Here is a 12,018-nt window from a genome sequence, read left to right as displayed (position 1 = left end):
TATCTTACGACATGTCGCGCAATTCACGAACCCGGCATCGGCTCCGTTCCGCTTTGGGCTTTCCGGATGCGTGCTCGCATGTGTGGCGGCCGTCATTGTATGATGATGCGCCGTCCGCATGATGTCAGCGGGTCCGATCTAAAAAGAGCGACGCAGCCCCCATGGATATGCCGACTGCCATCCCGAGCCCCGCCAACAAGGAAATCCCGCTCGACGCGCGGCGCTGGCGCAAGACGCTGTTCGGCATGCTGCTCGATTCCCGCGCCCGCTTCGGCGGCAAGCGCGAGGTGATCGAGGACAACCAGCGCAAGCCGATGACCTTCGACCGCGTGCTGATCGGCGCGATGGTGCTCGGCCGGATCTTTGCGCGCCGCACCCAGAAGGGCGAGCGGGTCGGCATGCTGCTGCCCAACGTCGCCACGGTGGCGCCGGCCTTCTTCGGCCTCGTCGCCTTCGGTCGCGTTCCCGCCATGCTGAATTTCTCGGCCGGCCCGAAGAACCTGCTCGTCGCCTGCAAGGCGGCCGAGATCCGGCATGTGATCTCGTCCCGGCGCTTCGTCGCCGAGGGCAAGCTGGAGGAGCTGGTGGCCGCGCTCGCGGCCCATGTCGAGATCATCTGGCTGGAGGATTTGGCGAAGACGGTCACGGGCTTCGACAAGGTGCGCGGCGTCGTCTCGTCCTGGTTCGCGCGTCGGCTGCATGGTTGGTCGGGCGCCAAGCCGGACGATATCGCCGTCATTCTGTTCACCTCGGGCTCGGAGGGCGCGCCGAAGGGCGTGGCGCTGACCCACGCCAACGTGCTCTGCAATGTCGAGCAGTTCCTGCGCACGCTGGCGCTCCGGCCGGACGACTCTCTGTTCAATCCGCTGCCGGTCTTCCATTCCTTCGGCATGACGGTCGGCCTGATCGCGCCGTTCGCGATCGGCATGCGGGTGTTCTTCTATCCGACGCCGCTACACTACAAGCAGATCCCGACACTGGTGCGCGACAGCGGATCCACCATCCTGATCGGCACCGACACCTTCGCCGCCGGCTGGGCGCGCATGGCGGAAGCCGGGGATTTCGCCAATCTCCGCCTCGTCGTGCTCGGCGCCGAGAAGATCAAGCCGGCGACCCGCACGCTCTGGCGCGACCGCTTCGGCATCGAGCTGTTCGAAGGCTACGGCGCCACCGAGGCGGCGCCCGTCGTCTCGGCCAATACGCCGCTCTATCACAAGGATGGCACGGTCGGCCGGCTCTTGCCTGGCATGTCGTACCGGATCGAGCCGGTGCCGGGCCTGGACGAGGGCGGCCGGTTCTGGATCAAGGGACCGAACGTCATGCTCGGCTACATGCGCGACAGCGCGCCTGGCATTCTCGAGCAGACGCCGGACGGCTGGCACGACACCGGCGATATCGTCAGCCTCGACGCCGAGGGCTACATCACCATTCGCGGCCGCGCCAAGCGCTTCGCCAAGATCGGCGGCGAGATGATCTCGCTGGCCGCCGTCGAGGCCTATGCGGCGCAGGTCTGGCCCGACAACGTCCATGCCGTCGTTTCCGTGCCGGACGAGCGCAAGGGCGAGCAGCTGGTGCTGGTGACGGATCGCGTCGCGCCGGATCGCAACGCGCTCATCGCGTCGGCCAAGGCGCATGGCGTTCCGGAAATCATGGTGCCGAAGCGGATCGTCACGGTCGAGGCGTTCCCGATGCTGGCGACCGGCAAGACGGATTATCTGACTATCGCGGAGCTGGCTCGCCGGGGAGGCGCGGCAGGCGGGGAATGATCGCAGGACATGCGTTCGGTGGTTGACCCGACGCAGTTACATCCATAGCGTGCGCGCCAGCTGGCGGGCCTCGATGGCCGTCCCTGACGCATTGGTACGAGTTGCCATGTATCGATCCAGGTAGAACGGCATGAGCGAATCGACCGGAGGCATGAAGGAGTTGGCGCGGACGTTCGCGCCAGGGCTCGGGGCCGCCTGCGTCGTCGCGGCGGTCGTCTTCGGCATATCGCTTTTCGGTATCTATACGCGGCCGCTCGGCTTCCTGGCGGCGCTCTGGCCGGCCAATGCCGTGCTGCTCGGCCTCTTCGTGCTCCGGCCGGGGCTGGCCGGCTGGCCCGGCTGGGTCGGGGCGATCACAGGCTATCTCGCCGCCGGCTATGTCAGCGGCGACGCCCTCGTCACCAATCTCTGGCTGACGAGCGCCAATTTGGCCGGCGTCGTGACCGGGTTCGTCTTGTTCCAGCGGCTCGATCCGGAGGATCGCGCGCTGCAGCGGCCGCTCTCCGTCCTGCACATGCTGCTGATCTCGGTTGCCGCCGCCGCCGCCTCGGCGCTGGTCGGCGCCGGGTTCACCATCGATCCGACGCTGCGCACCGGCCTGGTCTTCTGGTTCATCTCGGAGCTCGGCAATTACGTCGTCGTGCTGCCGGTGCTCCTGACCGCGCCGACGCCGTTCGACGTGCAGGCTTTCGGGCGATGGCTGCGCGACGTCGTGCCCGAGGCGTCGACGACGATGCCGATCGCGGCGCTCTGCCTTTCCGTCGCAGCCTCCATCGCCATCGGCGGCCCCGGCGCGATCGCCTTTCCGGTTCCCGCGTTGCTCTGGTGCTCGCTCACCTACGGCCTGTTCCCGATGAGCATCATCGTCATGCTGTCGAGCCTGGCGATGCTGTCGGCGGAGGTCGCCGGCCTTCTGTTCCTGCCGACGAGCCTCGACGTCTTCGACCGCAGCACCTCGTTCCGCCTCGGCATCACGCTGGTGGCGCTCGGGCCGCTGACGGTGACGACGATCACGGTGGCGCAGCGGCGGCTTCTCAAGCGGCTCGACCACGCCGTCAGCATGGATGGCCTGACCAACATCCTGGCGCGGCGCGCCTTTCTCGAGCGCAGCGGCGCGCTGCTGGCCCGCCCGCAATACAATCTGTTCTCCGGCGTCGCCGTGCTGATGATCGATATCGATCACTTCAAGCAGGTCAACGATCTGCATGGCCATGCCGTCGGCGACGCGGTGCTGATCGCGGTGACGGACGCGATCGGCGGCGAATTGCGCCGGAACGACCTGTTCGGCCGGATCGGCGGCGAGGAGTTCGCCGTCACCTTGCCGGATATCACGCGGCAGGACGCGATCGCCATGGCCGAGCGGCTGCGCCATGTCATCGAGCGGCTGCTGATCCCGGCCGGCGCCGGCCCGGCGCTCCGGACGACGATCAGCATCGGCATCGTCCACCGGGTGCGCTATCCGGGCGGCGGCGTGATCGAGATGCTGCCGCTCGCCGACGCGGCGCTCTACCAGGCAAAGGCGAGGGGACGAAACCGCATCGTCTGCCACGCCCCACCGCCGCGGACCGCGACCGCCGCGACGGGGTGAGCGATCCTTGGCTGCTTCTTTGTCGTTAGGCCACCGTTGGAAGCTCTGAGGACGGCCAATCATTTGAACCCGAGGCTGGATTGCTGCTTCAGGTGAGGGGCGGCCGCTGTCGAGACCTCCGAACCTTTCAGGCCGGCCCACTGCCTCCACCATCATCCTGAGGTGCTTCGCGTAAGCGAAGCCTCGAAGGAGGGTCCAGCGGGGCACTGCAGTTTGCAGGCGAAATCCGTCCCGCAGTCTCCATCCGGGGCGTTCCCTGGACCCTCCTTCGAGGCCCGGCTTCGCCGGGCGCCTCAGGATGATGGTCGTGTTTGGGGAATGCAGTCGTGGAGGATGTGGCTCAAGCTCGCTCGATCCGCGCCGCCCCTTTCACCTCTCCCTGAGGGAGAGGTCGGAGCGAAGCTCCGGGTGAGGGTTTAGGGAACTTTCAGAACAAGGCATTGCCCTGCCGGAGACGGGCTTTTGAGGCCGTAAACCCTCACCCGCCGGCCTGCGGCCGTCGACCTCTCCCTCAGGGAGAGGTGAAGCAGGCGACGGCCTCCGAGGCGGCCGTCCTCAAGGGATCGACAGCGTCCCTCAGCCCCTCAGGCGCTCTCCTGGCCCGGCTGCCAGCCATAGATCCAGTCGTAGCGCTTGAGCAGGCTGGCGCCGCCGAGGGCGGTCATGGTCATGTCGCGGGCGACCGCCATCGGGCCGCCGAGATGATAGATCTGCCCCGCCTGCCGGGCCGTCTTCCAGACGCGCGTGGCGCGCGGGCGGCGGATCGCCTCGTAACGGCGGAGCGCCTCGGGAACGTGGTCCCCGGCGGTCGCGAGCCCCGTCGCCAGCGCGTCGGCGTCTTCGATCGCCATGGCGGCGCCCTGGGCGAGGAACGGCACCATGGCGTGCGCCGCGTCGCCGATCAGCGCGATCCGGCCGTCGACCCAGCTGCCGCGCGGATCGACCTCGGTCAGACACCAGCGGGTCCATTGCAGGTCGAGGCCGGTGAAGCGGCTGACGAAGCGCGTGCTGTCGGCGTCGAAGCGGCGGCGCAGCACGGCGGCGTCGCCCGGCGCGCTCCATTCCGGCCCGTCCCAGTCTTCCTCGATCACGACGATGACGTTGATCAGCCGGCCGCCGCGCACCGGGTAGATCACGACATGCGCGGCGCGGTTCAGGAGCACGGTGGTGCGCTGATGCGGCAGGTCGCGCGGGGCAATGCCGATCGGGATCGTCGTGCGCCAGGCGGTGCGGCCCGAAGGCTTGAACGGCGCGGCGCCCGGGACGGCGCTGCGCAGCGTCGAGCGGACGCCGTCGCCGGCGATCAGGCAGTCGAATTCATGCGACGCGCCATCCACCACCAGCGTCGCCGCCTCGGCGGACTGGCGGGAGCCGGTCACTTCTGCGCCGAGCTTCAGCGTGATGCGGGGATCGGCGTCGACGGCGTCGAGCAGCAGCGCCTGCAGATCGGCGCGATGGACGAGGCGATAGGGCGCGCCATAGGCGGCGCGTGCGCTCTCGCCGAGCGGCAGGGTGACGATCGGCTCGCCGGTGCGGCCGGAACGCATGTCGATCGCTTCCGGCAGCACGGCGGCGCGGTCGAGGGCGGCGGTCAGGCCGAGCCCCTCGAGGATGCGACCGGCGTTCGGCGAGACCTGCAGGCCGGCGCCGACTTCCGAAAGCCGGGCAGCGCGCTCGAACACGGTCGAGCCGATGCCGCGATGCGCCAGGGCGAGGGCGGTCGTCAGGCCCGCAATGCCCGCGCCCGCAATTCCGACGCGGAGAGGCCTCATCGAAAGCGGCTCAGGCCGCGACGGGCTCGACGTAGAGATGGCCGGGCGGCAGCGTCTCGGGGCCGTGCAGGCGCGCATTGAAGCGGTAGAGGGTCGAGCAGTAGGAGCAGACCTTCTCCGAGTCCTCGCCCATGTCGATATAGATGTGCGGATGGTCGAAGGGCGGCTTGGCGCCGACGCACATGAATTCCTTCACGCCGATCTCAATCGTCTCGACACCGGAATCATTGTGGAAATGGGGGATCACATGGGCGGCCATGGCGCGGGTCCGTCGGTTCGAAGCAGCAATTGGCCGGACCATAGCGTCGCAGGGGCGGGATGAACAGGGTGGCGAGAGGTGTGTCGTGGCGACACCTTGGCGCGGTCGGCTCGATCCGGCATAAGGGCGGGACATCGATCGCGGATCTCCCATGCAACATTTCCAATCGAACGGCGTCTCCCTAGCCTATCTGGATGAAGGCGAGGGCCCGCCCATCCTCCTCATCCACGGTTTCGGGTCGAGCGCCCGGGTAAACTGGGTCAATCCGGGCTGGGTCGACACGCTGGTCAAGGCCGGTCGCCGGGTCATCGCCTTCGACAATCGCGGCCATGGCGCCAGCGACAAGCCGCACGACGTCTCCGCCTACCGCATCGCCGCCATGGCGGAGGACGCGCGCAATCTCCTGAAGCATCTCGGCATCGCGAAGGCCGATGTGATGGGATACTCGATGGGCGCCCGCATCACCGCCTTCCTGGCGCTGACACATCCGGAGATGGTGAAGGCGATCATCCTCGGCGGCCTCGGCTACGGCATCGTTACCGGCATCGGCCCCTGGGAGCCGGTGGTCGACGCGCTGCAGACGGACCACCCCGAGACGATCACCGATCCGATCGGCCAGATGTTCCGCAAGTTCGCCGAGCAGACCGGCAGCGACCGCGTGGCGCTCGCCGCCTGCATGAAGGCGACCCGCCAGCCGATCTCGGCCGACGACCTCGCGACGCTGCATGTGCCCGTCCTGATCGCCGTCGGCGAGCGCGACGAATTGGCCGGCTCCGCCGCCGATCTCGCGGCCATCATCCCGGGCGCCGAGGTGCTCGACATCCCGAAGCGCGACCACATGCTCGCCGTCGGCGACAAGGTCTACAAGGCCGGCGTGCTCGAATTTCTGGCCAGGCGCGGCCTGAGCTGAGCGGCAAGAAGCGACGCGTTCTCAAGGACTTGGCGGGGATCACGCAGAGATTGATTCAGCCCGCGGCGGCGTTCCGCACGGCTTTGCCGGGGAGCTGTTTTGATTTCCGTTGCATTTTCACCTCCGGCCGATATGTCTTCGACCTTTGCCGCTCCCCGTCGCCGGAAGCGGCCCGGAGCATTATTTACTCAAGGGTGCCGGTTTTGCGGCATCCGGCACCATGTTAGGGTGCCGATCGAAAATGGCTGCGGCGATGCTTGGCAGCGAAGGAGTGGTCTATGTCAGCTGTTAATTCCCGCGTCGTCGGTGAAGGGGTCGCCAGCTTCGATCCGCTCTGGTCCGAGATGCGGGTCGAGGCCGAGGAGATCCTGCGCGTCGAGCCGGCGCTCGCCAGCTTCGTCTACGCCACCATTCTCTCGCAGACGCGCCTCGAAGACGCGGTCGCGCACCGGATCGCCGAGCGCCTGCATCACGCCGACCTGCCGGCGGAGTTCATCCGCCAGGCCTTCGCCGAAGCCTTCGCGTCGGAGCCGGAGATCGCCAGCGCGGTCCGGGTCGACATCCAGGCCGTCTACGACCGCGATCCCGCCTGCAACCGCGCCATCGAGCCGGTGCTCTATTTCAAGGGCTTCCACGCCATCGAGACCCATCGCCTGGCCAACTGGCTGTGGCGGCAGGGCCGGCGCGATTTCGCCTATTACCTGCAGAGCCGCTCCTCGTCGGTGTTCCAGGTCGACATCAATCCGGCCGTGCCCATGGGCAAGGGCATCTTCCTCGACCACGCCACCGGCCTCGTCGTCGGTGAAACCGCCGAGATCGAGGATGATGTCTCGCTGCTGCAGGGCGTGACGCTCGGCGGCACCGGCAAGGAAACCGGCGACCGTCATCCGAAGGTCCGCCACGGCGTCCTCATCGGCGCCGGCGCCAAGATTCTCGGCAATATCGAGATCGGACCCTGCTCGCGCGTCGCCGCCGGCTCGGTCGTGCTGCATTCGGTTCCGCCGAACACGACGGTCGCCGGTGTCCCGGCGCGGGTGGTCGGCAAGGCGCCCTGCGCCGAGCCGTCGCGGATGATGGACCAGATCCTGCCGGATCAGGCATAATACCAGACGACTTTCGTGGGCTGTGGCGGCGCCGCTCGGGGCGGCGATGCGACGGGCCGTGGCGTGGATGCGCTATGGCAATGCCCTGTTGTTCCCCGTTGATCAGGAGATGAAATTGGATCGCAAAGAGGTCCAGAAGCTCGAGAGCTTCTTCCAGCGCCGCTTCAATTCGAAGGGCATCACCATCCGTCCGCGTCCCCGCAAGGACGATTCCGCCGAGGTCTATTTCGGCGACGAGTTCGTCGGCGTCCTGTTCCGGGACGATGAAGAAGGTGAACTGTCCTACAATTTCACCATGGCCATCCTCGACATCGATCTCGAGGAAGCCTGAGTTTTTCGCGCGGGAGGCCCCGGTCTCCCGAGGTGTAGCCATGATTGGCGCCGGCTCCCGGCGAGCGCCGATCGTGGGTGCCGCGACAGCGTTTCGAGCGAAGCGGATACCGGTTCGCGCGGACGAAGACGCGGCAAGACAGACAATCGGGCGTTTCGTCGTTTCCCTGAAGCGATGCGACGCTCCAGAGCGGACGCGGACCGCGTCCGGCGACCCCGGGTCGCGGCGGCGCTCAGCCGGGACCGGCCACCCTCGCGCTGACGAACTGGATCCGCCATGGCCATTTACGCCCTCGACGGCATCTCGCCGGAACTCCCGCCCGCCGATCGCCACTGGGTCGCGCCCGACGCGACGCTGATCGGCAAGGTGACGCTCGGCGACGAGGTCGGCATTTGGTTCGGCGCCGTGCTGCGCGGCGACAATGAGCGCATCACGGTCGGCGCGCGCTCGAACATCCAGGAGCATTGCGTGCTCCACACCGACATGGGCTTTCCCCTCGAGATCGGGGAGGGCTGCACGATCGGCCATCGCGCCATGCTGCATGGCTGCGTGATCGGCGACAACAGCCTGATCGGCATGGGCGCCACCGTCATGAACGGCGCCCGCATCGGTTCCAACTGCGTCATCGGCGCGGGCGCGCTGGTGCCGGAGGGCAAGGTCATTCCGGATGGATCGTTGGTCGTCGGCATGCCGGCCAAGGTCATCCGAGCGCTCGACGAGACGGTGTTCGCAAAACTCCGCGCCGGCGCCGACCACTACGTCGCCAACTGGCGCCGCTACGCAGCGGGCCTGCGCCGGGTCGATTGATCGGTTAGGCCGGCCAGAGTTCGGACTGCAATTCCAACACTCTACCATCATCCTGAGGTGCCCGGCGAAGCCGGGCCTCGAAGGAGGGTCCAGGGAACGCCCATGATCTAGGGGCCGAGCGGATTTGGTCTGCGGACTGTGTGCCCGCCGCCCATTCTCTTGAACCTCCCCCTTGAGGGGAGGTCGAAAACGCCCTTCGCGTTTTCGGGAGGGGGCGCTTTTCGCAGCTTCCGAGAAACCAGACGAAGCATCCCCTCCCCAAGACCGCCAGAGGCGGTCTTGACCCTCCCTCAAGGGGAGGGTTCAGGCCTCGTCCTGAGGTGCCCGGCCTAGCCGAAGACCCTCACCCCAACCCTCTCCCGCAGGCGGGAGAGGGAGGTCGCCTGCGCTCGCCGTGGTCAATTGCCTGTGTCTGTCGCTTTGCGTCGAGATCGAGGAAGGGCGCCGTGCAAAGCCCTCTCCCGCTGGCGGGAGAGGGTTGGGTGAGGGGCTTGCTTACTTAGTGGGCTGAGCGTCGAGGCAGAAGGCGCAGGATACGCTCCGACACCAAGCCTCTCCCCGAGAGAGAGGCGCTCGCTCCTTACCGGCGGATGCTGCCGACCAGCGTCGGGCGGTCGTCGTCGATCGAGACCCAGCGGCCGCTGTTGCGGTCCGACTGGCGCTTGACGAACTGGTATTCGGTCTCGCCCCAGAGCTTGATCTTCGGCTCGAGATTGTCGAGCACGAGGTCGCCGCGATCGGTGCGGACGGTGAGAACTGCGTGGCCTTCGCCATTGGTCTGGCGCACGACGGTGATCAGGACGGCGCCTGCCGGCCAGCCGCGCTCCATCAACTCGCGACGCTTCAACAGGACGAAGTCTTCGCAGTCGCCTTTACCTTCGTCCGGATAGTTCCAGTATTCCTCGCGACCATAGAGCTCGAGGTCCGTTACAGGCTCGATCGCAGTATTGACGTTGTCGTTGACGGCGATCAGCTCGTTCCACCGTGTCACCGTGAGGTGCATCGGGGTCGTGTCGCGCGTGGTCTCGTTGCATTCGACCGGCATCCGCGAGCAGAGCTCGTGATGCCCGACCGGCTGGCTGGTCTTTCCCGTCACCCGCATGAAGGCGGGGTGTTCCTGCGCGGCGGCGCTCGCCACCAGGCCGAGGACCAGGGCAAGCCCGGCAATGCAACTCGATACGCGTACAAACGACATAAAACCGTCCTCTTGTCTGAGGAAGACTATGCCATATAGACTTTTACTCGGATCTAAGCCAAGTGCGATGTTTCTAATCGACTTCTCGTCGAATTATAATTGCAATTTAAGCTTTGGTTTAATGAACGATTAACCATTTGACCTTGGGCGATTGTCTCCCCGGCGTGGACAATGGCGCCTGGGGTGGTTTACCGAAATGGCGGAAATGCAGGCTTTGTGAAGCGGCTGTGTTCGCGCCGCCACATCATGGTTAGGAAATTGTGAATAATCGCGGCCGAGGGGCGGCGAGGGGCCCGTGCGAGGCCTTTTCGGGCGTCGCGATCGTTGTGCGATCGCTGGACATCGCTGCCGCAGCCCTTGGTCGGGGCGCGGGCGTCGGTGTTCCGTCAGCGCCGGCCGCCCTCGAGGACGACGAGGCGCGGGCGTCGCGGGCCGTCCGGCTCCGAGGCGGCGGAAGGCTCGGCCTGCCGGTCGCCCTCGGGCGAGGGGATCGCGACGGGGACGGTCGCGGGCGGCGTGGAGGGGAGCTTCGCGGCGCGCGGGGCGACGGGGCGGCGCGGACGCTTCGTCTCGCTGGGCGTGATCCGGTCGGTACCGACGATCGCCTGCCGCGTCAGCGGATGCAGGCCGAGCCAGTAGGGCCGCTCGACCGGGGCGAACAGGCCGAGGACGCGGTCGATCGTCAGGCCATCCTGGCTGAGCGGCAGCAGGATCATTTCGGCGGTGAGCGTCTGGCCGCGGCCATTGAAGCCGGTGAGGCGGTGAACGATCGTCGTGCCCTCGCGTACCGATTGGAGCGAAGCAGCCATCGCGCGGCGCTCCTCGCCGCTCCAGAGCGAGCGGAAATCCTGTCCCGTCAGCTCGCGGCCGAAAATGGCGCAGAGGCGGGTGCCGGCGAGCCGGAATGGAAAGGCGCCGTCCTCGTCCGCCTGCAGGATGAACATGTCGCCGAGCAGGCCGCTGATCTGGTCCGGCGCGATGTCGCGCCGGATGGGCGCCGGCGCGACGCCGCGCTGGCGGTTCCAGTAGGCGTAGAGCGCCGCGGTCGATGGATGCTGCATGGCGTCCACTTGCTGTGTCGGATCTGTCCGTGCCTCCCCGCTAGGGGGCTGGCCGAATTGCTGCTTTCGCGGCATTGGTTAGGCGGTCATAGCATGCGGCCCGGAGGCCCGGGTCTATTCCCTCCGGATACGGTTACGCACAGGTTGACGGTATTTTGAGATTGCACTCAATTTTGAAGCGTGACAGTCTGACCTTGTTCACGGGGCGTCTTATGCCGGGGGGCTAGACGGGGCGTGACAAGGCCGTCCGTGCGCGCCCATTTGAGAAGCGCGCCGGACGGCCGACTTGTTTCTGGACCCTCGCTGGTTTTCTGCCCCCGCCGCGTCGATCCGCTTGCGCCGACATGGCGAGCCGACTATCTCCGATGGACATGAGCCCCAGAAGCGAACGCGCGGCGCGCGAGCCGGTTTTCAATCTGCCCGCCGTGATCGTCGCCTCGCTGGCGGTGCTCGCGATCGTGCACATCGTCCGCGTCTATGTGCTGACGGAAGCGCAGGCGAGTTGGTTCATCGCCGCCTTCGCCTTCATCCCGATTCGCATCACCGGGCCCGACATTCCGGGCTTCTACTGGCCCGGCGGGCTTGCCGGCGACGTCTGGACCTTCTTCAGCTACGCCTTCCTGCATGGCGACTGGATGCACTACGCCGTCAACGGCCTGTGGCTGGCGGCGTTCGGCACGCCGCTGGCGCGCCGGTTCGGCAGCGTGCGCTTTCTGATCTTCTCGCTGCTGGGGGCTGCGGCCGGCGCGGCGGCGCATATGCTGCTCTATCCGGCCGGCACCTCGCCGCTGATCGGCGCCTCGGCGGCGATCTCGGCGCAGATGGCGGCCTCGGCCCGCTTTGCCTTTTCCGCCGGCGGCCGGCTCGGCGGCGGCATCGCCCGTAGCGACGCTGATTTCCGTCCCGCGCTTTCGATCGTCGAAATGTTCCGCGACCGGCGCATCGTCGCCTTCCTCGGTGTCTGGTTCGTCTTCAACCTGCTGTTCGGCCTGTTCTTCACGCCGCCCGGCGTGACGACCAGCTCGATCGCCTGGGAGGCGCATCTCGGCGGCTTCGTGTTCGGCCTGCTGGCCTTCCCCTGGTTCGATCCCGTTGGCCGGGTGCGCCGGGCGTAGCCCTTCGCCTCCCGCAGCTTCGACGTCGCGCCGCGCCTTGCAAACGCCGACCCACGGCCCCATCATCGCAGGGATCGGCAGGAGCGGGCGCTATCGCCGCGCCGGCCCTGC

At 67.2% G+C, this 12,018-nt stretch carries 11 protein-coding genes; 7 read left to right on the top strand and 4 right to left on the bottom strand.

The features are described from left to right. The first annotated feature begins 161 nt into the window (after window positions 1-161). Window positions 162-1,766, top strand: a complete 1,605-nt coding sequence (locus tag AC6HZP_RS16080) for an AMP-binding protein (RefSeq protein WP_497523658.1) — start codon at window positions 162-164, stop codon at window positions 1,764-1,766. Window positions 1,767-1,896: 130 nt separating this feature from the next. Further along, on the top strand, window positions 1,897-3,354 hold the full coding sequence (locus AC6HZP_RS16075) for a GGDEF domain-containing protein (protein ID WP_497523657.1): 1,458 nt from the start codon (window positions 1,897-1,899) through the stop codon (window positions 3,352-3,354). Window positions 3,355-3,938: 584 nt separating this feature from the next. On the opposite strand, the gene AC6HZP_RS16070 is transcribed toward AC6HZP_RS16075, so the two are convergent. Both AC6HZP_RS16070 and AC6HZP_RS16065 read right to left on the bottom strand, forming a co-directional pair. Continuing rightward, a complete protein-coding gene (locus AC6HZP_RS16070) occupies window positions 3,939-5,126 on the bottom strand; it encodes an FAD-dependent monooxygenase (RefSeq protein WP_497523656.1) in 1,188 nt (395 codons plus the stop codon). A 10-nt stretch (window positions 5,127-5,136) separates the two neighbouring features. After that, window positions 5,137-5,385, bottom strand: a complete 249-nt coding sequence (locus AC6HZP_RS16065; RefSeq protein WP_497523655.1) for a zinc-finger domain-containing protein — start codon at window positions 5,383-5,385, stop codon at window positions 5,137-5,139. Between the two features lie 151 nt (window positions 5,386-5,536). Here AC6HZP_RS16065 and AC6HZP_RS16060 point away from each other — a divergent pair, with 151 nt between their 5' ends. The 4 genes from AC6HZP_RS16060 to AC6HZP_RS16045 all read left to right on the top strand — a co-directional run bounded on the left by AC6HZP_RS16060 (window position 5,537) and on the right by AC6HZP_RS16045 (window position 8,536). Then, complete coding sequence (locus tag AC6HZP_RS16060) at window positions 5,537-6,295, top strand: alpha/beta fold hydrolase (RefSeq protein WP_497523654.1); 759 nt, start codon at window positions 5,537-5,539, stop codon at window positions 6,293-6,295. 278 nt (window positions 6,296-6,573) lie between these two features. After that, window positions 6,574-7,398: a serine O-acetyltransferase gene (cysE, locus tag AC6HZP_RS16055; RefSeq protein ID WP_201400121.1), complete on the top strand. Its 825-nt coding sequence runs from the start codon at window positions 6,574-6,576 to the stop codon at window positions 7,396-7,398. 109 nt (window positions 7,399-7,507) lie between these two features. Further along, entirely contained in the window at window positions 7,508-7,729 is a 222-nt protein-coding gene (locus AC6HZP_RS16050) for a DUF3126 family protein (RefSeq protein ID WP_371813037.1), read from the top strand. A 276-nt stretch (window positions 7,730-8,005) separates the two neighbouring features. Next, window positions 8,006-8,536 carry a gamma carbonic anhydrase family protein gene (locus tag AC6HZP_RS16045; RefSeq protein WP_497523653.1) on the top strand — a complete coding sequence of 177 codons (531 nt, stop codon included), beginning with the start codon at window positions 8,006-8,008 and terminating at the stop codon, window positions 8,534-8,536. 580 nt (window positions 8,537-9,116) lie between these two features. Here the strand turns inward: AC6HZP_RS16045 and AC6HZP_RS16040 are convergent. Further along, window positions 9,117-9,731, bottom strand: coding sequence for a transglutaminase-like cysteine peptidase (locus tag AC6HZP_RS16040; protein ID WP_244669502.1), 615 nt, complete (start codon window positions 9,729-9,731; stop codon window positions 9,117-9,119). A 386-nt stretch (window positions 9,732-10,117) separates the two neighbouring features. Further along, the gene (locus tag AC6HZP_RS16035) at window positions 10,118-10,792 is read right to left on the bottom strand and encodes a PAS domain-containing protein (RefSeq protein WP_497523652.1); all 675 of its coding nucleotides are present in this window, start codon (window positions 10,790-10,792) and stop codon (window positions 10,118-10,120) included. Window positions 10,793-11,163: 371 nt separating this feature from the next. On the opposite strand from AC6HZP_RS16035, the gene AC6HZP_RS16030 reads away from it, so the two are divergent. Beyond that, window positions 11,164-11,907, top strand: coding sequence for a rhomboid family intramembrane serine protease (locus AC6HZP_RS16030; protein WP_497523651.1), 744 nt, complete (start codon window positions 11,164-11,166; stop codon window positions 11,905-11,907). Window positions 11,908-12,018: the final 111 nt, after the last annotated feature.

The organism is Kaistia sp. SLG-1 (genome assembly GCF_059699055.1).
The sequence above is the reverse complement of the archived record's forward strand: the minus strand, read 5'-3'. Positions and strand labels throughout refer to the sequence as shown.

What these genes read in the sequence shown, in the direction of transcription:
- AC6HZP_RS16080 (WP_497523658.1), top strand. Translation starts at nt 162, where the DNA reads ATGGATATGCCGACTGCCATCCCGAGCCCCGCCAACAAGGAAATCCCG.
- AC6HZP_RS16075 (WP_497523657.1), top strand. Translation starts at nt 1,897, where the DNA reads ATGAGCGAATCGACCGGAGGCATGAAGGAGTTGGCGCGGACGTTCGCG.
- AC6HZP_RS16070 (WP_497523656.1), bottom strand. Translation starts at nt 5,126, where the DNA reads ATGAGGCCTCTCCGCGTCGGAATTGCGGGCGCGGGCATTGCGGGCCTG.
- AC6HZP_RS16065 (WP_497523655.1), bottom strand. Translation starts at nt 5,385, where the DNA reads ATGGCCGCCCATGTGATCCCCCATTTCCACAATGATTCCGGTGTCGAG.
- AC6HZP_RS16060 (WP_497523654.1), top strand. Translation starts at nt 5,537, where the DNA reads ATGCAACATTTCCAATCGAACGGCGTCTCCCTAGCCTATCTGGATGAA.
- cysE (WP_201400121.1), top strand. Translation starts at nt 6,574, where the DNA reads ATGTCAGCTGTTAATTCCCGCGTCGTCGGTGAAGGGGTCGCCAGCTTC.
- AC6HZP_RS16050 (WP_371813037.1), top strand. Translation starts at nt 7,508, where the DNA reads ATGAAATTGGATCGCAAAGAGGTCCAGAAGCTCGAGAGCTTCTTCCAG.
- AC6HZP_RS16045 (WP_497523653.1), top strand. Translation starts at nt 8,006, where the DNA reads ATGGCCATTTACGCCCTCGACGGCATCTCGCCGGAACTCCCGCCCGCC.
- AC6HZP_RS16040 (WP_244669502.1), bottom strand. Translation starts at nt 9,731, where the DNA reads ATGTCGTTTGTACGCGTATCGAGTTGCATTGCCGGGCTTGCCCTGGTC.
- AC6HZP_RS16035 (WP_497523652.1), bottom strand. Translation starts at nt 10,792, where the DNA reads ATGCAGCATCCATCGACCGCGGCGCTCTACGCCTACTGGAACCGCCAG.
- AC6HZP_RS16030 (WP_497523651.1), top strand. Translation starts at nt 11,164, where the DNA reads ATGAGCCCCAGAAGCGAACGCGCGGCGCGCGAGCCGGTTTTCAATCTG.